We start from the raw sequence: 23,657 nt of genomic DNA, 5'->3' as shown, positions 1-23,657 counted from the left end.
GCCAAATGCCGACGATCTGATCAGAACCGGCCCGCCTGCCGTCGCCCCACGACAGAAAGACCTCCGGACATCCGGCGCGGTGCGCGCCAGACAGTTCCGGCAGTGAAATATGCAGGCGGTAAAGCCCGCCACAGGCCACTGGTCAAGTCATTCCTTCGCCACGCCGCGCATTTGCGCGGAACAGCACGACCAGCGCCAATCCCTGCGGGCGTTTTCGCCAGCTGGCGAGCGCCCGAACCCGCTTCATCGCCCCGGGCTATTCCCAGCGCGGCCAATTCGGGCAATGCTCGCCGTCATGACGATCACGCCCCCACAAACCTCCCCCGTGCCGGCCCACGCCGGCGTCGCCATGCCAGCAGAGGTCGTCGCCGCCTGGCGCGACGCCGGCTACCAGAAATGGTTCAGCCGCGACGACGCCTTCGACGCCTTCCTGCGCGACCGCTTCGGCGCCACCCAGGCCGCCGCGGCGCGCGGCGAGCTGGACAGCTGGCGCGCCACGCCCGAGGGCGCCCTCGCTTTGGTGCTGGCGCTCGACCAGTTCCCGCGCAATATCCATCGCGGCACGCCTGCGGCTTTCGCCTCAGACCCCGCCGCCCGCGCCGTCGCCGATGACGCTCTGGCGCAGGGCTTTGACGCCAGGGTCCCCGCCGAGCTGCGCCCGTTCTTCTATCTGCCGTTCATGCACGCCGAGGACCTCGCGGACCAGGAGCGTTGCGTCAAACTTTATGAGGCGCTCGGCGACGCCAACAGCCTCAATTACGCGATCGAACACCGCGACATCATCGCCCGCTTCGGCCGCTTCCCGCATCGCAACCGCATCCTTGGCCGCGTCAGCACCCCGGACGAGATCGCCTATCTCGACAATGGCGGCTTCACCGGCGGCCAGTGAGCTGCGCCGCCCTCAGGCCAGCAGCATCGGCGCGATGGAGGCCAGCAGCAGCAGCCCCATCAGCCGGTTGAACCAGCGCAGGCGTCGCGGCTCGGCCAGTCGCGCGCCCAGCACATGGCCAAAGCCGGCCCAGACCGACAGGCACGGCAGATTGACGAGGGTGAACACCACCGCCACCTGCAGCACGTCGGCCACCGCATGGTCGGGGCGCACATAGACCGTCATGGCGCCCACCGCCATGATCACCGCCTTGATGTTCACCCACTGAAACAGGCAGGCTTCCAGCGGCGTCAACGGCCTGCCCCGACCATCCCGGCGGGCCGCGTCTGCGTCCGCCCCGGCGTGCGCTGATCCATCGGCCACAGGCGCGGTCGCCAGCCGGAAGGCCAGCCACAGCATGTAGGCGCAGCCAGCCAGTTGCAGGGCGAGCCGCAGCCCAGGGGCCGCCATCACCACCGAACCCACCCCGGCCCCCACCGCCAGCAACAGCAGGAAAAACCCCGCCGAAATGCCGAAGAGATGCGGGACGGTGGCGCGGAAGCCGTAGTTCACCCCCGAAGCGGTGAGCATGATGTTGTTCGGCCCGGGCGTGATCGAGGTGACGAAAGCGAAGGACGCCAGCGCCAGCAGCGTCTCAAAGGGCAACATGGCGCAACTCCGGCCCGCTTGACGCCAGGCGACACGATCCACGGCGCGGCTTGCGGCGGCGCACCCGAACAATCCGTCAGCGGACGGTCACCGGCGGCGGACAGCGCGCTGGCTGGCCCACAACCGGCGAAGACCGCCCCTGACCTGCAAGGTCAGCCCTGGCCCGCGCCGCGCGACAGCGCCGCAACGCCCGTGCGGGCGGCTTCCACCACGCCGGTCTCGGCCATCACGCGAATAAAGCGGTCGACCTCATCAATCGCCCCGGTGAACTCGAAAATGAACGAGTTCAGCGTGGCGTCGAGGGTACGGGCGCCAAAGGCCTGGGCAAGGCGCAGCGCCTCGACCCGATGCTCGCCCCGGCCAGACACCTTCACCAGCGCCAGCTCACGCTCCACCGCCTGGCCATTGGCGCTCAGATCATCGACCCGATGCACCGGCACCAGCCGGTCGAGCTGCGCCATGATCTGGGTGATGGCGGCGTCATCGCCCGAGGTGACGATGGTGATGCGCGACAGGTGCTGCTCGTGCTCGGTCTCCGATACGGTGAGGCTCTCGATATTGTAGCCACGACCCGAGAACAGCCCGGCGATGCGGGCGAGAACGCCTGGTTCATTGTCGACAATCACCGCCAGGGTGTGGCGGGCGATGTGCAAATGGGTGGGCGCGTCGGAATAATGGGACTTCATCAGGGCGTCTCAATTTCAGGTTCGGGAGCACGCAAGGCCGCAGGCCTGGGCTCCGCTCAGTCAGATAGGGCCAGGCGACAGGCGCCAGGCGCAAACACAATCGGCGCGGCGCTCAGCCCACGTCGGGGGCGAAGCGGGCGACCGGCGTCTCGTCGATCTCGTCATAAAACGCCACGCCAGGCTCACGCAGCCCCGCCGCCCCCCACTCCTGGAAAGCAGGCAAGGCCAGCACCGCGTCCATATAGGCGCGGCAGACGTCATCAACGGCGATCGAATAGCCGTCGAGGCGCGTCACCACCGGCGCGAACATGGCGTCCGCCGCCGAGAAGCGTCCAAACAGGAACGGCCCGCCAGCGCCATGGTCGGTGCGCAGCTGCCGCCAGATCGCCGTGACGCGGGCGACCGCCGCATCCACCGCCTCGCCGCGGTCCCGGGGCGCAAAGCGCATGCCGAGGTTCATCGGGCAGGCCATGCGCAGCGGCTGGAACCCCGCATGCATCTCGGCCGACACCGAGCGCGCGATGGCGCGTGCGGCGACATCGGCGGGCCAGAGGCCGGCATCGGGTAAGCGCTCGGCGACATATTCGATGATTGCCAGCGAATCCCACACCGTCAGCGCCCCATCCTGCAGCACCGGCGCCAAGCCAGTCGGCGACACCTCGGCGATCTGCGCTTTGGTCTCCGGCTGCCGCAGGAGGATGACCTCCTCCTCGAATGCGATTCCGGCGACCCGCATGGCCAGCCACGGGCGCAGCGACCACGACGAATAACGCTTGCTGGCGACGATGAGCTTCATGATCTGACCTCACTGCCAGCGGCGGCTGGCTCCGCGCCATGGGGCGGATGAATGGACGGGCGGACGGTCCTGGGCGCGATGGAGCGAGCCCCACCGCGCTTCAGGCGGACGCCGTCAGACGAGCATCTTGCCGGCGGCGTCGATCACCGAACCGATGTCGGCGGCGGCGTCACCGAGGATCATCTCATTGTGCGCCTTGCCCGACGGGATCATCGGGAAGCAGTTTTCCTGCTTGTCGACGATGCAGTCGAAGATCACCGGGCCAGGGGTGTTGATCATCTTCAGGATCGCCTCATCCAGCTCCTTCGGGTCGGAGCAGCGGATGCCCGTGCCGCCATAGGCCTCGGCCAGCTTGATGAAGTCCGGCAGCGCCTCCGAATAGCTCTCGGAATAGCGGCCGCCGTGCAGCAATTCCTGCCACTGCCGCACCATCCCCATGTACTCATTGTTGAGGATGAAGATCTTCACCGGAGCGCGGTGCTGCAGCGCCGTCGACATCTCCTGCATGTTCATCAGGATCGAGGCTTCGCCAGCCACGTCGATCACCAGCGCGCCCGGATGGGCCAGCTGCACGCCGATGGCGGCGGGCAGGCCATAGCCCATGGTGCCGAGGCCGCCCGAGGTCATCCAGCGGTTCGGCTCCTCGAACTTGAGGAATTGCGCCGCCCACATCTGGTGCTGGCCCACTTCGGTGGTGAAGTAGACGTCGCGATCCTTCGTCAGCTCCTGCAGCCGCTCGAGTGCATATTGCGGCTTAATGGTGGTTTCCGAATTGTGGTAGGCGAAGCCATTGCGGGCGCGCCACACGTCAATCTGCTTCCACCATTCGGCCAGCGCCGGCTTGTCGGTGCGGCCGCCAGCCGTGCGATACAGCCGCACCATGTCCTCAAGCACATGGGCGCAATCGCCGACGATCGGCAGATCGACCTTCACCACCTTGTTGATCGACGACGGGTCGATGTCGATGTGGATCTTCTTCGAGTTCGGCGCAAAAGCGTCGATACGGCCAGTAATACGGTCGTCGAAACGCGCGCCGATGCAGATCATCAGATCGCAATCGTGCATCACCATATTGGCTTCATAGGCGCCGTGCATGCCGAGCATGCCCAGCCACTGCTTGTCAGACGCAGGGTATGCGCCCAGACCCATCAGCGTCGAGGTGATCGGAAAACCGGTCAGCCGCACCAGCTCACGCAGCAGCGTCGAGGCTTCCGGCCCCGAATTGATGATGCCGCCGCCGGTGTAGAACACGGGCTTCTTCGCCTCGGCCATCATGCGCACGGCGGCGCGGATGGCGTCGAGGTCACCCTTCACCTTCGGACGATAGGTCTTGTGCTGGTTGTCGCGCGGGCGCTCATACTGGCCGGAGGTGAACTGGATATCCTTCGGGATATCAATCACCACCGGGCCAGGACGGCCGTTCGACGCCACATAGAAGGCCTCGTGCAGGATACGCGGCAGGTCTTCGATGCGCTTCACCAGATAATTGTGCTTGGTGCAGTGGCGGGTGATGCCGACCGTGTCGCATTCCTGGAAGGCGTCCGAGCCGATCAGATGCGTCGGCACCTGGCCGGTGATGCAGACCAGCGGGATCGAATCGAGCAGCGCGTCAGCCAGACCGGTCACGGCGTTGGTCGCGCCAGGACCAGAGGTCACCAGCACGCAGCCGACCTTGCCGGTGGAGCGGGCGTAACCTTCAGCGGCATGCACCGCGCCCTGCTCGTGACGGACCAGCACGTGACGCACCTTGTCCTGGTGGAACATGGCGTCATAGATCGGCAGCACCGCGCCGCCAGGATAGCCAAAAATGTGGTCCACGCCCTGATCCTGCAGCGCGCGGACGACCATCTCGGCGCCGGTCATTGTCTCGCTCATGGTGTCCTTCTCCCGTCTCCGCACGCTGTTGGCGCCAGGCGTCCGCCTGGTCAACAACTGATTTCGCCAACGCCGATCACACGTCCCGTAGCCTGCCGCCCCCGGCTGCGCGGTTAGCTCCGCGCCTGTTCCAACCACCCTCGCGGCAGAAGCCATTGCGCCAGGAAGCCTCGCGCCCATTCCGCTCCCCCTCACGTCCCACTGCCCCCGCCCTGCATGGGTGAGGCTGCGACCGGAGGATGGGCGCCCGGATGGCGCTGTGACAAAAACCCAATGGCAAATCTGATTCAGACAACAAAAAAGGGCCCCGAGGGACCCTGCATGCGCCATCATCGGACCTGCGGTTGTCACCGCTCCGTCGATGGCGCCTCACATACTACGAGAATTGCGCGCATTGCGCCCACTCCAGTTGATTAATGGCGGGACGCTAGCGGATGTGGACAATGGCGTCAATCGCTTGCGCGCCGACCTCGGCATTTTTGCAGGCGATGGGGCGCAGCAACCTTTCGTTCGCCCGCCGCTCCCCAAGGTGCGCCGACCAACAAGCCTCGCCTTTGCGCGAGGGGTCATAGCGGGCCCCTTCACATAGTGCTTACACGTCCCCGTAGTGGTAGCGCCCGCGTCGCGCAAAATGAGCAGATAGGCGCGGGGGCGCAGGTCTGCACAGGGCGGCAAGAGGCAGCAGGTGACGACGCGCCGAACGGGAGGCGTCATGCGCCACACGTATCCAGATTTCTCGCCGCCGTCTGGCGGCGCCCCCGGGCGCCCCGCCCAGCCATCGCCACGGGACGTGATCAACCGCCCGAACCTGCTGGTCCTCGGGCCCCGGCCACAGCTGGAGGCGCAACTGGAGGGCGATGGAGTGGCCTTTACCCATGTCTCGACCAGCGCCAGTTTTCCCGGCGTGGCGGCGCATGCGGCGCTGTTGACCATGCGCGACATCGCCGGCAGCGCCTATTTCCAACGCGCACCACTGAAGAGCGGCGAGCGCGGCTACAGCCTTGAGGCGCTCCGCCAGAACAATAGCGCCGCTGGCTGCATCTCCATCGGGCGCATCAGCGAAACCATCGCCAATGTGATGTCCTACGGCTTCACGCCGGAGAGCTGTCGCGATGGCCACTACCCGGTGATCTATGGCCTCCGCCCCTTAAGCCACAGTTTCTACCTGCCGGGCGGGCATCCCATGCATGAGGGCAATATCGCCGCCCGCGACATCCTCCGCGTCTATGTCGACGCCGAACATGTGCGGGACGCCCAAGCCCAGCTCGTGGCCTGTCCGCTGCTGGCCAGCCGGGTGCGCGCCGCCAGCGCCACTTTGGCCCAGTTGCGCCCCAACCCGCGCTAGCGGGCGCTGCCGGGCTCCGACGCCAGCACCCGGACGCCAGCACCCGGACGCCAGCGCCCGGACACCACATCAATCTCAAACGCTAACCCAGCTCCAGCCCGGCATCTGATGGCGGAACCAGGTGAACTGGCGCTTGGCGTAATGGCGGGTGTCGGCCTTACCCCGCTCCACCGCCGCGGCGCGACTGACTTCGCCGCGCAGAAAAGCCAGGAACCCCGGCACGCCATGGGCGCGCATCACCGGCAGGGCTGGATCAAGGCCCCGCGCCGCAAGCGCCGCCACTTCGTCCAGCGCCCCCTCTTCCAGCATGCGGTCAAAGCGGGCGTCGATGCGCTGATACAGCGTCGCCCGCTCGGGGGCGAGGAACAGCCGCCGGGTGCGGGCTGTCGCAAGCGGCCCCGGCGTGCGCTGCTGCTGGAACGTCGCCAGCGACTGGCCAGTCGCCTCCACCACCTCCAGCGCGCGCAGGATGCGTTGATGGTCATTGGGCCGCAGCCGTCCGGCCATCAGCGGATCGCGCTCGGCCAGCCGCTGGTGCAACGCCGCGCCATCCAGCCCATCGACCTCCAGCCGCAGCGCCGCGCGCAGCGCCGGCGGCACGGGCGGAATGTCTGACAGACCGTCGAGCAGCGCCCGAAAATACAGGCCCGTCCCGCCGATAAAGATCGGTATGAGGCCCAGCGCTCTGGCGCGTTGCAACTCGGCGCTGGCGTCGGCCAGCCAGCGCGCCACCGAATAATTCACCGCTCCGTCGATCACCCCGTAAAGGCGGTGCGGCGCCTGCTGTTCCTCATCGCACGACGGACGCGCCGTCAGCACGCGCAGATCGCCATAGACCTGCATGGAATCGGCGTTAATCACCACGCCGCCCAGCTGGTTGGCGATGGCGATGGCCAGCGCGGACTTGCCCGAAGCGGTCGGGCCTGCGATGAGAACCGCATCCACGGGTTCTGGCGACGCCATCACGTCCGCGAGGGCCATCCGTTCCGGTTCATCCACGATTGTAGCCACGCGCCATGTCCCTCGCATCCCAGCCTGAAGCTTCTGTCGCGACGCTGGTCGCAAGTCCAGCCCACGCCGCGTCCGGCCTGCTCATGCCCGGCGGCCCCGGCAGCCTGGCGCCGCGTCTTAAAATGCTGGCCGCCTCGATGGCCAGTGGTCCGGTGATGACCAGCGAACTGGCCGAAGGCCGCGCCATCGACCTGGCCTTCGCCTCCAACGCCCCTGCTGCGCTGATCGAGGCGCAATTGCGCGCCCTGATCGACGAGGTCGGCGCGCCGGTGGACATCATCGTCCAGAAGCGCGCTGCCCGCCGCAAGATGCTGTTCCTCGCCGATATGGATTCGACGATGATCGGCCAGGAATGCATCGACGAGCTGGCGGATTTCGTTGGCCTCAAGGGAGAGGTCTCCGACATCACCGAGCGCGCCATGCGCGGCGAGCTGGCGTTCGAACCGGCGCTACGCGAACGCGTCGCCTTGCTGAAGGACCTGGACCTTGGCGTGGTCGACACCATCGTCAAAGAGCGCCTCACCCTCACCCCTGGCGGCCGCGAGCTGGTGATGACCATGCGCGCCCATGGCGCCCACACCTGCCTCGTCTCTGGCGGCTTCACGGTGTTCACCGGCCCGGTCAGTGAGAAAATCGGCTTCCACGAACACCATTCCAACACGCTGGACGTCAGCGACGGCAAGCTCACCGGCCAGGTCATCGATCCGATTCTCGGCCGCGAAGCCAAAAAGGCGACGCTGCTGCGGCTGCGCGACCACTACAATCTGCCGCCGGAGCTGGTGATGGCGGTGGGCGACGGCGCCAATGACCTCGACATGCTGCAGGAGGCCGGGCTCGGCGTCGCCTTCTACGCCAAGCCGGCGGTCGCCGAAGCCGCCAGCGCCCGCATCAACCACACCGATCTGACCACGCTGCTCTACGCCCAGGGCTATTGCGAGGAAGACTTCGTGCGCTGAGCGCACGCCCGCCCCAGGGCGGCCAGGGACTACTGCACATAAAAAAGCCGGGCGACTGACCCGGCTTTTTCTATGGTTGACGTCTTGTGTGGACGCTCTCTGGCGCATGCGCCAGAGAGCGCGGGCGCGAGGCTTATTCGATCGGCAGCGCCACGAAGCGCACGTCGCCGCGCGGATTGGCGACCAGCAGCAGGCCCGACTTCTTGCCATCCTTCTTGAGGGCGTCGATGCGGCGGGTGACGTCGGCGGGCGACTGCACCTGCTCCTGGTTGACCTCGACGATGACGTCGCCCGGCTGCAGGCGACGCTCTGCGGCGCGCGAGTCCGGATCGACGCTGATCACCAGCGCGCCCTTGACGTCGTCCTTGACGCCGAAGCGGCTGCGGCCCTCGGAGGTCAGCGGCGCGAGGTCGAGGCCCAGCGTCTTGCTGATCGCCGGCTTGCCGCCAGGAATCTCGCCGCGCGCGGCCATTTCCTTCTCGCCATCCTCAAGGCGGCCGAGCTTGATCTTCAGCGTGACTTCCTTGCCCTTGCGCAGCACCACCACGTCGGTTTCCTTGCCGACAGCGGTGAACGAGACGATGCGGGGCAGTTCACGGCTGTCCTTCACGTCCTGGCCGTCAAACCGGATAATGACGTCGCCGACCTGCATGCCGGCCGGCTTGGCCGGGCCCTTGTCGTCAATGCCGGCCACCAGGGCGCCGCGCGCCTTGTCGAGGCCAAGCGCCTCGGCGGTGGCTTCATCAACGTTCTGAATGCGCACGCCGAGCCAGCCGCGGCGGGTCTCGCCATATTTCTGCAACTGCTCGATCACCGGCGCCGCCAGCGACGACGGCACTGAGAAGCCGATGCCGACCGAACCGCCGCTGGGCGACAGGATGGCGGTGTTAATGCCAATCACCTCGCCCGCCATATTGAACAGCGGACCGCCGGAATTGCCCTTGTTGATGGCCGCATCGGTCTGGATGTAGCTATCATAGGGGCCAGACGAAATATTGCGGTTGATGGCCGAGACAATGCCCGCCGACACCGAGCCGCCGAGGCCGAACGGGTTACCGATGGCCAGCACCCACTCGCCGATGCGCAATTTGTTGGAATCGCCGAGCTTGACGGCGGTCAGCTTGATATTGGCCGTCGGCTTCACCCGCAGCACGGCCAGATCGAGCTTGGAATCCTTGCCGAGGATCTCAGCCTTCATCTTCGAGCCGTCGTTGAGAATGACCTCGACGTCATTGGCCTCGCCAATCACGTGATTATTGGTCACCACAATACCGCTGGCGTCGATAATGAAGCCCGAACCGAGCGAGCTGGACTTGCGCTGACGGCGTGGACCTTCCTCACCGGGGCCGCCAGGGCCGCCGCGACGGTTGAAGAACTCTTCGAACAGGTCTTCAAACGGCGTGCCGCGCGGGATTTGCGGCAACATGCGATCCTTGCCAGGATCAACCGTGGTGGTCGCCGAAATATTGACGACGGCGTTGGTCACCTGGTCGGCGAGATCGGAAAACCCTTCCGGCCCCCGCGCCTGGGCGGCGCCTGCGCCGAACGCCATGGACAGCGCCAGCGCCGCCGCAGCGACGAATTTCAATCCAGCTGCCTTCATAAATCCTCCTCACCCCATCCGCACAGGCGGCCTGCGGCCGGCCCGGGCATGGGAGGTTATCTGCGCCATACCCTTACGGACATGGCTGAAATATGTCCCTGAGGACACCGCGCGCTGCGCAGCGCCCGCTGGCGTGACAGCGCCACGGCGCTCAGGCGCACATGGCCCAAAGCGCCATCATTCACCCACGAAGCAGCCAAATCATGACCAAGCCGACGATTGCAGCCACAATGCCGCCAAGGCGCAGTCGTTCCTCCGGCGTGGCCAGGATTTCGGCGGCGACGCGACGGGCCACAGATGGCCAGCCGGCGAGCACGATGCCCTCAATGGCGAGGACCAGACCGAGCGCAATCGCCAGTTCTGTCAAACCGTACTCTCCTGACGTGCATCACAATCGCGCCACGACCGGCGAAAGGCCGGGACGGAGGACGGTCCGCTCGCGCAAAGGCCGGGGGGCCAAAGCGGCGGCGCCGTCGACTGCCAATGCTCACGCGCCGTGGTCATTGCACAGGGGCTCGGCAAGGGCTCGCGCCAATTGGCCGGGAGAGGCTCCCGACCATTTGGCTCGCAGCCAACCTGCCTGGAGGCCTTTCGGCCTCCAGGCCCTTCTGGCTCGGAGCCCTTCTGGCTCAGGGCCGCACGGGCTGTGCCGGCGCAGGCGTTGCGGCCGGCGCGGCGCCTGGGTTGCCGAAATAGCGGAAGAACTCCGAATCCGGCGACAGGATCAGGCGGGTGTCCGGCGTATTGAGCGACTGCTCATAAGCCTGCATCGATCGGAAGAACGAGAAGAACGACGGGTCCTTGCCGTAAGCGTCGGCGAGGATACGGTTACGCTCCGCATCGCCCTGACCGCGCAACTGCTCGCTGGTGCGGCTAGCCTCGGCCAGCAGCACCGTCACTTCACGATCGGCGTTGGCGCGAATGCCCTGGGCGATCTGCGAGCCCTGGGCGCGGATGTCCGCAGCCTCACGCTCACGCTCGGTCTTCATGCGCTGATAGACCGCCTCGCTGTTCTGCTCGGGCAGATCAACGCGACGCAGACGCACGTCCACCACCTCGATGCCAAGGCTGGCCGCCTGACGGTTCACGTCGGTGCGGATGCGCTTCATCAGCGCATCGCGCTGGTCCTTGACGATGGCGGTGAAGGTCGCCTCCGCCAGCACCGAACGGGTGGTCGAATTGACGATCGAGGTCAGGCGCTGGTTGGCGCCGGGAATGCTGCCGACGGTTTGGTAGAACAGCAGCGGGTTAACCACGCGATAGCGGGTGAAAGTGTCGACCACCAGCCGCTTCTGGTCGGCGGCGATCACCTCCTGCACCGGCAGGTCGAGGTCAAGCACGCGCCTGTCGACATAGACCACGTTCTCGATGAACGGGATCTTGAAGTTCAGGCCCGGCTCCTTGATGACGCTGCGCACGCGTCCGAGCTGCAGCACCAGGGCTTCCTGGGTCTGGCCGACGGTGAAGGCGCCTGTGTAGAGCAGGAAAACGGCCAGTGCGGCGAGGATGACGCCGCCAACCTTGAGCGCTCCGTTCATCGGCCCGCCTCCCCGGTTGCAGCGCCGTCACGGCGCAGCTGCCCCAGCGGCAGATAAGGCACGACGCCTGGCCCGCCCTTCTGGTCGAGAATGGTCTTGTCGGCCTTCTTCAACACCTCTTCCATCGTCTCCAGATAGATGCGCTCACGAATGATCGCCGGCGCCTTGCGGTATTCCTCATACACCGAGGTGAAACGCGCCGCCTGACCCGTGGCTTCCGCCTCGGCCCGCTGCTTGTAACCCTCAGCCTGCTGCACGACGGAGATCGCCTTGCCGCGCGCTTCCGGAACGATGCGGCTGGCGTAGGTCTCGGCCTCGTTGCGCATGCGGTCCTGATCCTGGCGGGCCGCCTGCACGTCGCGGAAGGCGTCGATCACCTGTTGCGGCGGGTCGACGCGCAGCAGGTTGACCTGGACGATCATCACGCCGGCGCCATAGCTGTTTAGGGTGTTCTGCATCAGCTGACGCACGTCTTCCTGAATGGCGGCGCGGTCAGAGGTCAGAATGGCCTGAATGTTGCGGCGACCAACGATCTCACGCATGGCGCTTTCGGCCACGACGCGAATGGTGCCATCCGGATTCTGCAGGTTGAAGACATAGTCCTGGGCGCGGGCCTTGTTGACCTCCCACTGCACCTCGAAGCTGATGTCGACGATGTTCTCGTCGGCGGTCAGCATCAGACCTTCCTCGGCGACGGCGCGCTGCTGCACGCGGCTGCGCGAGCTGTCGGTGGTGCGCATGCCGATCTCGATGGTCCGGCGCGTCGTCACGTCGGGACGCAGCACCTGACCGATGGGCCAGGGGAAGTTGTAGCGCAGGCCTTCGCCGGTCTGGCCGACATATTTGCCGAACACCAGATTGATGCCGACCTGGGTGGGGCCGACCTGGTAGAAGCCAGTGGCCAGCCACAGCGCCAGCACGCCAAGACCGGCGAACAGCACGGTGCGTCCGCCGGGGCCACCATTGGAGCCGCCCGGGAAGATCTGCTTCAGCCGGTCCTGGCTACGGCGCAACATGTCCTCAAGGTCCGGCGGACCCTGATTGCGTTTGGGGCCCTGTCCCCAGGGTCCCTGATTGCGCGGGCCCCAGGGACCTCCCCCACCGCCGCTGCCGCCGCCGCCACTCTGATTGCTCCAAGGCATCGATCTGTCATTCCCCTTTCACGGCGCGCCATATGTTGCGCCCGGACAAACTGAAGGCCGCGTCCACCGCACGCCGGTTTCCCGGCGGTGACGCAGCCTGCAGCCGACTGGTCGCGACCGTCGCGCCGGTCTCACCCAAGCGCGCCTCGCCAGCATCGGCTGTGTCCATGCAAAGCCTGAGCCCGCCCGGCGCTGATGCCTTCCGCGATCAACCTGTCCTGATTGCATTTTGTTGGTTGTGCGCGCACGCCTGTCAACCACGGCAGATAGTGACTGTCGCCGCCGCGTACAATGCGCTGACGGCGGATTGCAGGCGCCTGGCGCGCTTTTCGCCGGTTTATGGCCAATTTGATGGGGCGGCGCCGGGCGGAACCGCTTCCCGCGACGCCCACCCCGACGACGCCTTGCCTGCGGCCACCCAATCAACATGCCGTGCGCTTCAGGCGGGATTGCCCCAGCCCACGGCCTTACCGCCCCCCGCCGCATGGCGCTGCAGATCGAAAAAGCAGAAGGGCTTTTCATCCTCGTCGCTGGCGGGATGCGCCTCGCGGCCAAGCTCAACGAAGTCCGCCCGCCACGCCCCGTCTGGCCCGCCAGGAAAATACGCATCGGCCTCCGGGGCATCGTCGACCACGGTCAGATAAACCAGGTCGCAGAGCGGCAAGGTGGCGGCGTAGATTTCGGCCCCGCCGACCACCATGGCGGTGTCAACGCCACGTTGCGCCGCGCAGTCCTGCGCCAGATCGATGGCGGCCTCCAGGGTGGCGGCGGTGTGCACCCCCTCCACGTCCACCGCGCCGCGACGGCTGAGCACAATCGTGTCGCGACCGGGCAGCGGCTTGCCGATGGACTCCCAGGTTTTCCGCCCCATGATCAGCGGATGCCCCGTGGTCAGCTGGCGGAAACGCCGCATGTCCGAGCGCAGCCGCCACAACAGCCCATTGTCGCGACCGATGGCGCCATTGCGCCCCATCGCCACCACCTGCGCCAGTCTCAGCCGCCGCTCGCCCATCGTCCTACCCCCATTTTGTCCGGCCATGTCCCCAAACAGGGCCACGCGCGCCGCCGCCGAAGCCGCGAGGCGCGTCCGCGCGAGGCCCGCGCCGCCGGCGCTACAGACTTGCCGGTCGCAATACCCGCGTCACGCACACGCCGCCTCGCCGCCGCCTGACCCATGGCCAGACGGCGACCCGCGCACGCGCCGGCGCCCCGCTCGCGCGCCGGAAGGCGTGGCGTCAGTGCGCGTGCCCGCCGTGACCCGCCGCGCCATGACCCGCTGCGCCATGACCTTCGCCATGACCGTCCTTGCCGCCGGCATTGCCCTTGCCCGCCTTGCCTGGGCCAGGCGCGCCAGCCGCCTCCACCGGCAGCGTGACCTTGACCTCTCCGCCGTTGCGGAAGGTCAGCACGCCGCTGATCGTCTCGCCCTGCTTCAGCGGCTGCTTCAGATCCATCAGCATGATGTGCAGGCCTCCAGGGCGTAGTTCAACCGCGCCGCCGGCCGGAATGGCGAGGCCGTCGTCGAGCTTGCGCATGCGCATCACGCCATCGACCATGGTCATGTCGTGAATTTCCACCCGACCGGCGACGTCGAAGCGACCGCCGACCAGCGCATCGGCCTTCTCACCGCCATTGGCCACCCCAATATAGGCGCCAGCCACCTTCGCGCCGGCGGGCGTGGCGCGGGTCCAGCCGCCGCTCACGGTCAGATGGCTATGGCCGGCGGCTTCGCCGGCGGCGTGGCCGCCATGAGCGCCGTGATGATGGCCATGGGTTGCGGCAGCCTGCGCCGCCTGAGCATGCGCCCCCCTGGCCGGAGATGCTTGCGCAAGCGTCAGGGTCGGCGCCGGGGTCTTCAGCGCGTGGGCGTCGGCGCCAGGGGCGGCGACCTCAGTCCAGTTGAACGCGCCCTTTTCGCACTCCTGATAGACGGGGAACACCAGCTTGCCGTCGCGCGCCGGAGCGTCTGACTCGATGCGGGCAGTGAATTCGAACTCATCATACATGTGGTCTGGCAGGGAGGCGCCCTTCCAGATGATGGCCTTCACGCCTTCGCTTACGGTCTTGCCGTGCACGGTGATCGGCGCGGGGTAAGGCGCCCAGATGGTCTCGATCAGCCAGCCGTTCTTGGCTTTGGGACGCACCGAAACGACGCCCTGGGGCATGGTGACCCGCACCAGCCGGGTCGCAGTGCCTTCGCAACCATGACCGATGCGCACGGCGCCGCGCCAGGTCTGGCCCGCAACGGCGGTATCGGGCGTCAGCACCGCGTGGGCGGAGGCGGCGACGGGCAGCGCCGCGGATAGCGCCGTGGCGGCGGCGAGGCCACAGGCCAGCCGGCTGAGAAGGGTGAAACGGATCGGGCTCATGGAAAAACCTGTATATTAACCTGACGGAGTGCGGTCCCACCTGCCCACCTGCGCCGAAACGCCTGGCAAAGACGCGAGCACAGGACGTTGGCTAGCCGCGGCGGCGCCTGGCGGCGCTGCGTGACAAGGGGTTCCGCTGGATGGCGATCGTCAGGCGACAGGCGGAGCTCTGGGCAGGAGCGGGCCACGACGACTTGCCACAACTGGCGCGTCGGTCTGCCCCCAGGCGGCGACCTGGATAAAAAAGCCGGTTGGCCGCGCCGGCGCTGGCGCAGCGCCGCCGGTCAGTCCTGGCTGGCCGGAAACAATGGTGCAGCAGCAGGCGTCGTGATGAACGGGCGCGGAGCCATCGTGATCAGCCCCCTCGCTGGCGCACAGGCCATACAGGCCGCCAGGTCCGCCACCACCGGCGGCCGCCGCGACCGGGCTCAACATCGGCTGCAGCGTCAGCGCATAGACGGCGGCCACCGCCAGTATCGCCCTGACGCCACGCAACAGCCTTGCGCAAAGCCTGAGGTCGTCGAACATTCCGGCGCCTCCTCATGGCTGGGGCTGCGGCGCCGCGCGATGTGCGCAACGCCTGCCTTCTCGGCGGACACGGCCGCCCCCGATCACGATCTATCGGCGCTGGCGGCGCAGGCCAGGCGGCTGATCCGGCTGATGGCCTCACAACTGCCGCCCAGGCAGCCGACCCCTTACACCGCCACAGGCGCCCGGATCAACGGATGCGGGTCATAGCCCTCCAGCCGCACGTCTTCATAGCGGAAGGCCAGAATATCGCGCACATCCGGATTGAGCCACAGTTGCGGCAGGGCGCGCGGCGCGCGGGCGAGCTGCTCCTGGGCCTGGTCGAGGTGGTTGAGATACAAATGGGCGTCGCCGAAGCTATGGACGAAGTCGCCGACGCCGAGATCGCAGGCCTGGGCGATCAGATGGGTCAGCAAGGCGTAGCTGGCGATGTTAAACGGCACGCCAAGGAACACGTCGGCCGAGCGCTGATAGAGCTGGCATGACAGCTTGCCATTGGCCACATAGAACTGGAACAGCGTGTGACAGGGCGGCAGCGCTACGCGATCCTGCTGGCGCGGGTCCCAGCCCGTGATGATCAGGCGACGGCTGTCGGGATTGCGCCGGATCTCATTGATCAGCCAGGCAACCTGGTCGACGCCATCTTTGGCGAACGTGCCGTCGGGCAGCTCCGTTCCGCCAAAATTCCGCCAGGCGTGGCCATAGACTGGCCCGAGGTCGCCGGGCTTGCGGCCGAAGCGCGCGCATTGCTCCTCGGTCGCCCATTCGTCCCAGATAGAAACGCCGTTGTCCTGCAGATATTGCACATGGGTTGAGCCGGACAGGAACCAGATGAGCTCATGCACGATCGAGCGGAAATGCACCCGCTTGGTGGTGAGCAGCGGAAATCCGGCGCTGAGATCGAACCGCATCTGATGGCCGAAAATCGACAGCACGCCGGTGCCGGTGCGATCGCCCTTGGGCGCCCCCTCATTCAAAATCCGCGTGAGCAGGTCGAGATAGCTTTGCATGAGGCGGGTCCAGCAGCTTGCGGTGTCAGCAGTCTTTATCAGCAGTCTTGCGCGACGGCGGCCGCTGCGACGACGGCGCCAAAGCCGGCGCAACGGAGCGGGAGGATGAGGCTGGCGAGCATAAGGCGCGCGCGCAATGGTCGGCAAGCGCGACGGCGCGGCGCAGGCGGGTCATCCCACACCGAAGAGGCGGCGGCGCCAGCTTTCGCCGGCGCTTCAGGACGCAGCGTCCACAGGGTGGGGCTGTCGCAGCGATCAGGCGTCATTCCCCCTTCCCCCGGACTGCGGCGCACCCTATATTCAGAGTGCCGTCGCAAGGCGGCTATGGTGATAAACGGTCATCGGAATAAGCCTTTCGGACCCGGGGGCAGTGCCCGGCGCCTCCACCAAAACCCAGCGTGGCTGGTTTTTGGCGGGGGCGAAACAGGATCGACGAGGGTGTAAAGGGTGTACTTTTGCCCGGCATGGTTCCGCCGTTATCGGGCCGTTGCAATAGTTGCCAACGACAACTTTGCTGAGGTCCGCGCAGCCGCGTAAGCGGTTGAGCATCCTCGACTCAAGCCCTTGCGGTTAGCCCCGTAAGGCGGGGCCCGGAGGCGCCTGGCAACAGAAGCCTCCACCTGATTTGCGGTGCGCGGGGCTCCATGTCGAAAGATCACATCCGCTACGATCTTCTTGTGCAGAACGCGCTGAAAAGCGTCGTGCGCAAGGTGCTGGCCGACGCCAGCCGGGAAGGCCTGCCGCCGGACCACCACTTCTACGTGTCGTTCCGCACAGATGTCGCCGGGGCCAAGATCTCCAACCGTCTCAAGGAGAAATACCCGGAAGAGATGACGATCGTCCTGCAGCACCAGTTCTGGGACCTCAACGTCACCGAGGCGCTGTTTGAGGTCGGTCTGTCGTTCGGCGGCGTGCCGGAGCGGCTGATTGTGCCGTTCGACGCCATCACCGGCTTCTACGACCCTTCCGTTGAGTTCGGCCTGAAGTTCGAGGTCAAGGACGACGCCGACGGCGCAGCCGACGCGGCCGCCGCCAGCGAGGCGCAGCCGCGCCCGTTCACGCCGCGCTCGCTGCGTGAGCGCGCCGCCGCTGACGCAGCCGCCAGCGAGACCTTGCCGCCTGTCGCCCGCATCGAGGACGCCGGCGCCAATTCCGACGACGCCGACGCAGTGATCGCCGAAGCAGCTGAAGCGGAAGCCGACGCTGCGACCAGGGCGGACGCCGACGCTACGGAGCCCACCGCAGATGCCGACGAAGCGCCAGCTTCCGGCGGCGCCCAGGTCGTCAGCCTCGACGCCTTCCGCAAGAAGCACTGACAGCCTCCGTTAACGACGCTGTGCAGCGGCGCGCCCCGGTTGCAGCGCCCAGCGCCCCTGTTGCGTCGGGCATAGCTTTTGCGCTGCCTCCAGAGCGGCCGCGACTGGCCTTGCTCACCGCGCCAGGCGTGAGGCCGCTGACTTTTTCGACAGATGATGCATTTTGAGGCGGCACAAGCGCGGCGCACTGCTGCGCGCGTGCTTGCGTGGGCAGACGCGCTGGCCAATACAGGCCGCCCACGGCGACTGCCCCGCCTGTCTGAGGCGTGCGCCCCATCTGCGCTTCGGCTCATGCCAGGATGCGAAGACGCCGACGCATCCGCATCCTGCAATGCTCAGGCGCCGCACGGGCTTGACCAGACCCCGATGGGTCATGCTGATCGAGGTCTGGCATCATGCGCTCCCAGGCGCCCCCGGTATCCGGCCTGGGCGCTGGCCAGGCGCAGTTTAGCCACAAGGCGGCGCCCTCGCCCCAACACAGTGCGCCCAACCGGCGCGCACCGGCTGGACCGCCCGGGCGACACATCAAAAGGTATCTGACATGAAGCTGTTCTACGCTCCCGGCGCCTGCTCCATCGGCATCCATGCCCTGCTTGAGGAAACGGGCAAGCCGTTTGACGCCATCCGGCTCAATCTCGGCGAAGGCGACCAACGCAAGCCGGAGTTCGCCGCCATCAATCCCAAGAGCAAGGTGCCGGCGCTGGTGCGCGACGATGGCGTGCTGGTCACCGAGTTCCCGGCCATCGCCTGGTGGATCGGCCTCGCCAATCCGGAACTGGGCCTCATCCCGGCGGATATCGACGCCCAGACCAAAGCGCTGTCAGTGCTGAGCTATATTGCGGGAACGGTGCACCCGCAGGGCTTCACCCGCATGTTCCGGCCCAATTATTTCACCACCGATGAAGCCCAGTATGACGCGATCCGCGCCCAGGGCGCCGACGTCGCCAACAAGGGCATTGCGCTGCTCAGCGACGAGCTGGGCGAGCGCGACTATGTCACCGGCGCGTTGTCGGTCGCTGATTACGGCCTGTTCTACATCTGCTGGTGGAAGGTGTTCCGCCTGAAAGAGCAGCTGCCGGCCAATCTCGACGCCCATTATCAGCGCATGCTGGCCCGCCCGGCCGTGCAGCGCGCCCTCGCCAGCGAGGGCTTCGGCGGCTGAACCGCCGTTCGGTCATCGGCGACCCTCCGGCTGGGGCGGCGACGCCCCACCGGAGACGCCAGTCATCAGCGCCCAGTCGCCGCAATGCTGGCGCAATGCCCATGTCAATCTGCTCGCGTGGGACACAGTCCTTTCGCGCAGCGCCACGCCGCAACATCCCGCGTCGCACGGTTTGTGCTGCTGCGCCAGGTGACAACCGTCAGTAAGTCGGTGCATGCTGAAAGGCTGCTCATACCAGGCCGCGAAGATGATGACGCATCCGCGACCTGAAATGCTCAGTCGCCGCACGGGCTTGGCCAGCGCCTGATGAGCCATGCTCACCGGGCGCCGGTATCAGGCGGCTCCATGAGCGGTGGCCAGACATGGGTGGAGGCGACACATGGGTGACGTGATCAATTTTCGCCAGGCGCGCAAGGACATGGCGCGCAAGCAGAAAGAAAGCGCCGCCGCCCGCAACCGGGCGTCGTTCGGACGCAAGAAAGCCGACAAGCAGCGCGACGCCGCCGTCACCGAACTGGCCCAGCGTCGCCTCGACAGCCACCGCCGCGAAGCTCCTGATGACAATGGCGACGCCCCGGCCTGACGTGCTGGCGCTTCCTACCAAGCCGCAGGCGCTCGCTGCCCAGCCCCAGGCGCTCGCTACCAAGCCGCAGGCGCTTGCTGCCCAGACGCAGGCGCCTGATGCTTCAGCTAGCGCGCCGCACACGAGCAATCAGCGCATGGCCCGCCAGCCATCAACAACACCGCTTGCCGGGCAGACAGACCTTGCCGGCAGCGGCGTGGTCAAACGCTCGCTGGTTATCGCGGGCCACAGCACCAGCGTCTCGCTTGAAGACGCCTTCTGGCGCGCCCTGCGCGACATCGCGGCGGCGCGCCAGATGTCCATGGCGCGGCTGATCGGCGAAATCGACCGCCGCCGCAACGGCGCCAATCTCTCCTCCGCCATCCGCGTCTTCGTGCTCGAACAGGCGCTGGCTGCCCACACAGATCCAGACTGAATTAGCGCTGCGGCGGCAGCGGGGCGACCGGCGCCATGGCTGGCGGCTGAAACGCTGGCGGCGCCTGAAATGCTGGCGGCGTTTGCAACACTTGCGGCGATGCGCCTCCGGGCGGTTGCGGCGCGCCCAGCTGCCGCGCCTGCGCCTCCATGTCCTCCCTGGCCCGGCGCAGCTCCGCCTCCGCCGCCTGCCGCGCCCGCTCTTCCTCGCGGCGGCGCGCTTCCTCCTGGCGTTTGCGCGCCTCTTCCTGCAGGCGCTGCCCCTCACGCCGGAACGCCTCGACCCGCTGCAACTCATCCTCAAGCCGCAAGGCGGCCAGCGCCGTCTGCATTTCTGCGACGCCTGTGGCGCGTTGCGGCGCGGCGAGCGGCCCGCGCCAGGTCAGCGCCAGCGCAGGCGCCCCGCCTTTCCAGCGCGGTGGCGGCGCCAGGGCCTGCAGCCGGGCGGCGGCAGCTAGCGCGCCATTTCGCACATCAATGCTCAGCTCGCCATCCAGCGTCGCGCCGCCAGCGGCGACCGCCGGCGGGTCAATCCGCGCCATGCCGCCAGTCATCACCACCGGCGCCTGTACCGTGCCGAGCGGAAACGCCGCCAGGCCCAGCTGCTGCTGCGCCACGCGCTGCAGCGTCGCCGCCTCAAGGGCATTGGGGTCGGCGATCAGCAGGCGGGCCGTCGCCGCAGGCGCCTCGGGCGCTGCCTGCGCCAAGATGCCGTCGCGCAGCCTGACCACGCCATTGCCGGCGAGATTGGCGACGATCGCCGCGACGCTCTCGCCGCTGGCCCCAAGCCGCAACTCCACATCGGCCACGCCACCGAGCTGTTCTACGCCCCATGCCGCGAGGCGGGCGTCGGCAAGGCGCAGATCGGCCGACAGCGACGCGCTGGCGCTCTGGCGGCGCAGCAGCAGCGCGCCAGACAGCGCGCCGCCAGCCTGGCCCGATGGCGTGCGCACGGCGCCGCCGGCCATGGCGAAGCGCACGCCGTCCTCAATGCTTGCAACGCCGAGACTAGCCTGGTTCACCGCGACGCCACGCCCCAGCTCCAGCTGATCGGCCTTGAACGTCAGCTCATAGCGCAAACCATCTACGCCATCCGCGGTTCGCAGCGGGGCAAGGAAGCGCGCGCTCGGCCAGCCGTCGCTGTCGGCAACCGGGCCAAGCGCCAGGGCCTGGGCCAGCTGCGGCAGCGACAATTGCGCCACCTGGACCTGGGCCGCGACACCGCGCTGGCCCAGCGGCGTCACCTCCGCCTGCAACGGCATGGCGCCCGCCGTTCCTGTGAGCGACAGACGCCAGTCATCTTCGGCCGCCTGTTGGGCCGGCCACGCCAACTGGCCATCGAGCCGCCAGGGCCGCGCCTCCCCCTGGGGCGGACTGACGCCGAGCGCCCGCAACAGCGGCGTGGCGTCCGCCGCAGCCAGCGACAGCTGCGCCCCCTGCGGCGCCGATCTGGCGCTCAGGCTTGCGCCGAAGGCGGATGCCGTCGCCTGCCAGGGCGCGGCGGCTCCGGCGTCGACGGCAGGCGTCAGGCGCCACGATGCGGTCCATGCCCCGCCCCCCGTCTGCGGTGCGACGGCCAGTTGCGGGGCCAACGGCGCCAGCGCCGCCAGCAACAGCCTGGCGTCGCCGCCGCCCGCGCTCACCTGCGCCTCTCGCAAGGTCATGGCTGCGATGCCGGTATCTGGCGGCGCCAGAGCGATTTGGCCGGTTGCCGTAAGGCCGGCGGTCGCCGGGCCCGTCGCTGGGGCCGCGCGCTCGCCGGCCCTCGCCTCAAAACTGATCTGGGCGCCGCCATCGTCGCGCATGGCGGTCCTGAAGCTGATGCGCGTAGGCAGGGCCAGCTCTGGCCGTTGCAAAACCTGCAGCAGGCTGCGCCACGGCGCGGCGACGGTGTCGCCGCCCGCGAGGCTGCGGGCCAGCGCCGCCAGTTGCGCCAGCGAGCGGGCGCTCACCGCGCCCGAAAGCGGCTCGCCCGCCCCGGTGAGAGCGCCGTTGGCGTCGATATCGACGCCGCCCAGATTGCTGACGCGCAATTGCTTCAACCGCAGGCCATCGCCAGTCAGGCTGGCCTGGGCGTGGACATCGCCCAGCGCAGTCGCGCGTCCGAGGCGCAATTTCGTGCCCGAAAGACTCAGATTGGCCTCACCGGGGGCGTCATCGCCATGCAGCCAGGCGCCGCGCCACAGTTGCATCAGGCCAGGCGGCAGATCGGCGAGGTCGATCTCCCGCGCCGACAATTGCGCATCAAAGCGCCGTGGGGCGCGCACATCACCCGCATGCGACGCCAGCATGCCGCCGAGCTCGCCCGCGCCCAGCTGCAGCCGCAGGCCATGGACGGTCAGCGCCTCACGCGACAGGCCATAGCGACCAGACAGCGTGAGCTGCGGCTGCCGGGCCAGCCACGCCGTCAGCCCGGCGTCAGCGCCAAGCCGCGCCAGCCACGGGGCCAGCAAGGCCGGTTGCGGCGCGCTGAACTGCGCGGTGGCAGCGATAAACGGCCGTGGCGCGCTGCTGATATCGCCGCTGAAGCGCAGCGTCGCTTCGCCTGGTAAAGCAATGAGGCCCTCCGACACGCTGACGCCCGCGTCGCGCGGCTTCAGGGTCACAGCTGCCGCGCCGGTCTCCTCCTCGCCGAGCACGAGCGCGCCAGCCTCAAGCCGCACGCTGCCATAGGGCGCCAGCGCCGCCCAACGGTTGACCGCCTGCGTCACTGCGGCCAGGGTTTCGCTGAGCACATCGCCATGGCTGTTCGAGCCTGGAGCCAGCGCCGCCATATCCAGCCGCGCCGCCGCCAGGGTGAACGCCAGACTGTCGGGGGCGGCAAGATCGCCGCCGCCCTTGCCTTCCAGCCGCAGCGGCGCCGATGGATCGCCGAGTTCAACCGAGATCGCGTTGGCAGTCAGCGTCGTGCCCCCGAGCGCGATGTCGGCGCTGACCCGCATATCGCCAGCAGCGCTGTCAAGGCCTGGGGATGAGCTGGCGCCCCCTTGCTGCTGTGGCGCTGCGGCGCTGCGGCGCGACAGTAGCAACTTGCCGTTCGCCGCAGCGATCGCCGCGCCGTAGAGCGCGACATCGCCATCATATTCGAGCCGGCCAGTCTGGGGCTCGCCCAGCGCCAGCCGCAACCGTCGCCGGCCGTCGCCATCGGCCTCGCCGCTGTTCAGACTGAAGGGCGCCCCAGCGACATCACCCTGGGCGCGCCAGGCGCCGGTCAGCGCCGTGGCGCTCAGTTCGGCGTTGACGCCCGTGCGGGCGACAGTCTGTCGGCCCGCCGCGTCGACGAGGATCAACGTGCCATCGCTGATGCGCAGGGTGTCGAGGGCGGCGGCGACAGCTGGGGCCTGGGCGGCACGTGTGGGCGTGGGCTGGGGCGTCTTAGCGGGCGAAGCGGCGGGCGAGGCTGAAGGCGGCCAGATGAGACGCAGCACCGGCCTGTCGATGGCGGCGTTGACGATGCGCCATTGCCCCCCCAGAAGCGGCCCCAGCGCCAGTTCGGCGCGTACCGCGCCCGTGGCCAGCAGCGGCGGATTTGCGGGGTGCCCCGCGCCATCCATCCCGCCTAGCGCCGGCTGGCGCAGGCTAACCCCCGCCGCCTGCAGCACCGGGGCCGGCAGCAGCCTAAGCTCCAGCGCGCCATGGGTCGCTGCCTCAAGGCCGAGCGCCTCGCCCAGCGCCGCGTCGATGCGGGCCCTTTGGGCGGTCCAGTCGATGAAATGCGGTCCAATTAACGCCGCCAGCAGGGCCGCGATCACCGCCACGGCGCACACGGTCAGGAGATCGCGCAAA

21 protein-coding genes and 1 other RNA gene are annotated in these 23,657 nt (G+C 67.8%); 8 read left to right on the top strand and 14 right to left on the bottom strand.

Annotation, left to right across the window (positions count from 1 at the left end):
- The first annotated feature begins 295 nt into the window (after nt 1-295).
- Nucleotides 296-889, top strand: a complete 594-nt coding sequence (locus AC6A67_RS10930; protein WP_498036586.1) for a DUF924 family protein — start codon at nt 296-298, stop codon at nt 887-889.
- Between the two features lie 12 nt (nt 890-901).
- Here the strand turns inward: AC6A67_RS10930 and AC6A67_RS10925 are convergent, their stop codons facing one another.
- The 4 genes from AC6A67_RS10925 to AC6A67_RS10910 form a co-directional block, all read right to left on the bottom strand.
- Nucleotides 902-1,534: a LysE family translocator gene (locus AC6A67_RS10925; protein ID WP_498036600.1), complete on the bottom strand. Its 633-nt coding sequence runs from the start codon at nt 1,532-1,534 to the stop codon at nt 902-904.
- Nucleotides 1,535-1,689: 155 nt separating this feature from the next.
- Nucleotides 1,690-2,223, bottom strand: coding sequence for an acetolactate synthase small subunit (ilvN, locus tag AC6A67_RS10920; protein WP_498036585.1), 534 nt, complete (start codon nt 2,221-2,223; stop codon nt 1,690-1,692).
- 112 nt (nt 2,224-2,335) lie between these two features.
- The gene (locus AC6A67_RS10915; protein WP_498036584.1) at nt 2,336-3,019 is read right to left on the bottom strand and encodes a glutathione S-transferase family protein; all 684 of its coding nucleotides are present in this window, start codon (nt 3,017-3,019) and stop codon (nt 2,336-2,338) included.
- 114 nt (nt 3,020-3,133) lie between these two features.
- Nucleotides 3,134-4,894, bottom strand: a complete 1,761-nt coding sequence (locus tag AC6A67_RS10910; RefSeq protein ID WP_498036583.1) for an acetolactate synthase 3 large subunit — start codon at nt 4,892-4,894, stop codon at nt 3,134-3,136.
- A 712-nt stretch (nt 4,895-5,606) separates the two neighbouring features.
- Here AC6A67_RS10910 and AC6A67_RS10905 point away from each other — a divergent pair.
- On the top strand, nt 5,607-6,239 hold the full coding sequence (locus AC6A67_RS10905; protein ID WP_498036582.1) for a hypothetical protein: 633 nt from the start codon (nt 5,607-5,609) through the stop codon (nt 6,237-6,239).
- A gap of 75 nt (nt 6,240-6,314) precedes the next feature.
- Here the strand turns inward: AC6A67_RS10905 and miaA are convergent, their stop codons facing one another.
- Nucleotides 6,315-7,202, bottom strand: coding sequence for a tRNA (adenosine(37)-N6)-dimethylallyltransferase MiaA (miaA, locus tag AC6A67_RS10900; protein WP_498036599.1), 888 nt, complete (start codon nt 7,200-7,202; stop codon nt 6,315-6,317).
- 53 nt (nt 7,203-7,255) lie between these two features.
- On the opposite strand from miaA, the gene serB reads away from it, so the two are divergent.
- A complete protein-coding gene (serB, locus tag AC6A67_RS10895; RefSeq protein ID WP_498036581.1) occupies nt 7,256-8,206 on the top strand; it encodes a phosphoserine phosphatase SerB in 951 nt (316 codons plus the stop codon).
- Nucleotides 8,207-8,339: 133 nt separating this feature from the next.
- On the opposite strand, the gene AC6A67_RS10890 is transcribed toward serB, so the two are convergent.
- The 8 genes from AC6A67_RS10890 to thyA all read right to left on the bottom strand — a co-directional run bounded on the left by AC6A67_RS10890 (nt 8,340) and on the right by thyA (nt 16,396).
- On the bottom strand, nt 8,340-9,809 hold the full coding sequence (locus AC6A67_RS10890) for a Do family serine endopeptidase (RefSeq protein ID WP_498036580.1): 1,470 nt from the start codon (nt 9,807-9,809) through the stop codon (nt 8,340-8,342).
- A gap of 181 nt (nt 9,810-9,990) precedes the next feature.
- Complete coding sequence (locus AC6A67_RS10885) at nt 9,991-10,176, bottom strand: DUF2065 domain-containing protein (protein ID WP_498036579.1); 186 nt, start codon at nt 10,174-10,176, stop codon at nt 9,991-9,993.
- 262 nt (nt 10,177-10,438) lie between these two features.
- The gene (gene hflC, locus AC6A67_RS10880) at nt 10,439-11,347 is read right to left on the bottom strand and encodes a protease modulator HflC (protein ID WP_498036578.1); all 909 of its coding nucleotides are present in this window, start codon (nt 11,345-11,347) and stop codon (nt 10,439-10,441) included.
- Entirely contained in the window at nt 11,344-12,489 is a 1,146-nt protein-coding gene (gene hflK / locus AC6A67_RS10875; protein ID WP_498036577.1) for an FtsH protease activity modulator HflK, read from the bottom strand. The genes hflC and hflK overlap by 4 nt, the downstream gene beginning before the upstream one ends.
- A 439-nt stretch (nt 12,490-12,928) precedes the next feature.
- A complete protein-coding gene (locus tag AC6A67_RS10870; protein WP_498036576.1) occupies nt 12,929-13,501 on the bottom strand; it encodes a dihydrofolate reductase in 573 nt (190 codons plus the stop codon).
- 223 nt (nt 13,502-13,724) lie between these two features.
- A complete protein-coding gene (locus AC6A67_RS10865; protein ID WP_498036575.1) occupies nt 13,725-14,858 on the bottom strand; it encodes a copper chaperone PCu(A)C domain-containing protein in 1,134 nt (377 codons plus the stop codon).
- Between the two features lie 150 nt (nt 14,859-15,008).
- Entirely contained in the window at nt 15,009-15,386 is a 378-nt protein-coding gene (locus AC6A67_RS10860; protein WP_498036574.1) for a hypothetical protein, read from the bottom strand.
- 167 nt (nt 15,387-15,553) lie between these two features.
- The gene (gene thyA / locus AC6A67_RS10855) at nt 15,554-16,396 is read right to left on the bottom strand and encodes a thymidylate synthase (RefSeq protein WP_498036573.1); all 843 of its coding nucleotides are present in this window, start codon (nt 16,394-16,396) and stop codon (nt 15,554-15,556) included.
- A 268-nt stretch (nt 16,397-16,664) separates the two neighbouring features.
- Between thyA and ssrA the strand changes: the two genes are divergently transcribed.
- The 5 genes from ssrA (at nt 16,665) to AC6A67_RS10830 (ending at nt 19,872) form a co-directional block, all read left to right on the top strand.
- Nucleotides 16,665-17,017: a transfer-messenger RNA gene (gene ssrA, locus AC6A67_RS10850) on the top strand.
- Nucleotides 17,018-17,040: 23 nt separating this feature from the next.
- Nucleotides 17,041-17,712, top strand: coding sequence for an SspB family protein (locus tag AC6A67_RS10845; RefSeq protein ID WP_498036572.1), 672 nt, complete (start codon nt 17,041-17,043; stop codon nt 17,710-17,712).
- 541 nt (nt 17,713-18,253) lie between these two features.
- Nucleotides 18,254-18,874: a glutathione S-transferase family protein gene (locus AC6A67_RS10840; protein ID WP_498036571.1), complete on the top strand. Its 621-nt coding sequence runs from the start codon at nt 18,254-18,256 to the stop codon at nt 18,872-18,874.
- A gap of 379 nt (nt 18,875-19,253) precedes the next feature.
- Nucleotides 19,254-19,457, top strand: a complete 204-nt coding sequence (locus AC6A67_RS10835) for a DUF4169 family protein (protein ID WP_498036570.1) — start codon at nt 19,254-19,256, stop codon at nt 19,455-19,457.
- A gap of 136 nt (nt 19,458-19,593) precedes the next feature.
- On the top strand, nt 19,594-19,872 hold the full coding sequence (locus AC6A67_RS10830) for a ribbon-helix-helix domain-containing protein (protein ID WP_498036569.1): 279 nt from the start codon (nt 19,594-19,596) through the stop codon (nt 19,870-19,872).
- Between the two features lies 1 nt (nt 19,873).
- Here AC6A67_RS10830 and AC6A67_RS10825 read toward each other — a convergent pair whose 3' ends face one another.
- The gene (locus AC6A67_RS10825) at nt 19,874-23,656 is read right to left on the bottom strand and encodes a hypothetical protein (RefSeq protein WP_498036568.1); all 3,783 of its coding nucleotides are present in this window, start codon (nt 23,654-23,656) and stop codon (nt 19,874-19,876) included.
- Nucleotide 23,657: the final 1 nt, after the last annotated feature.

The sequence above is a fragment of the Camelimonas sp. FR25 genome, assembly GCF_059740505.1.
This window is presented reverse-complemented; position numbering and strand designations above follow the sequence as displayed.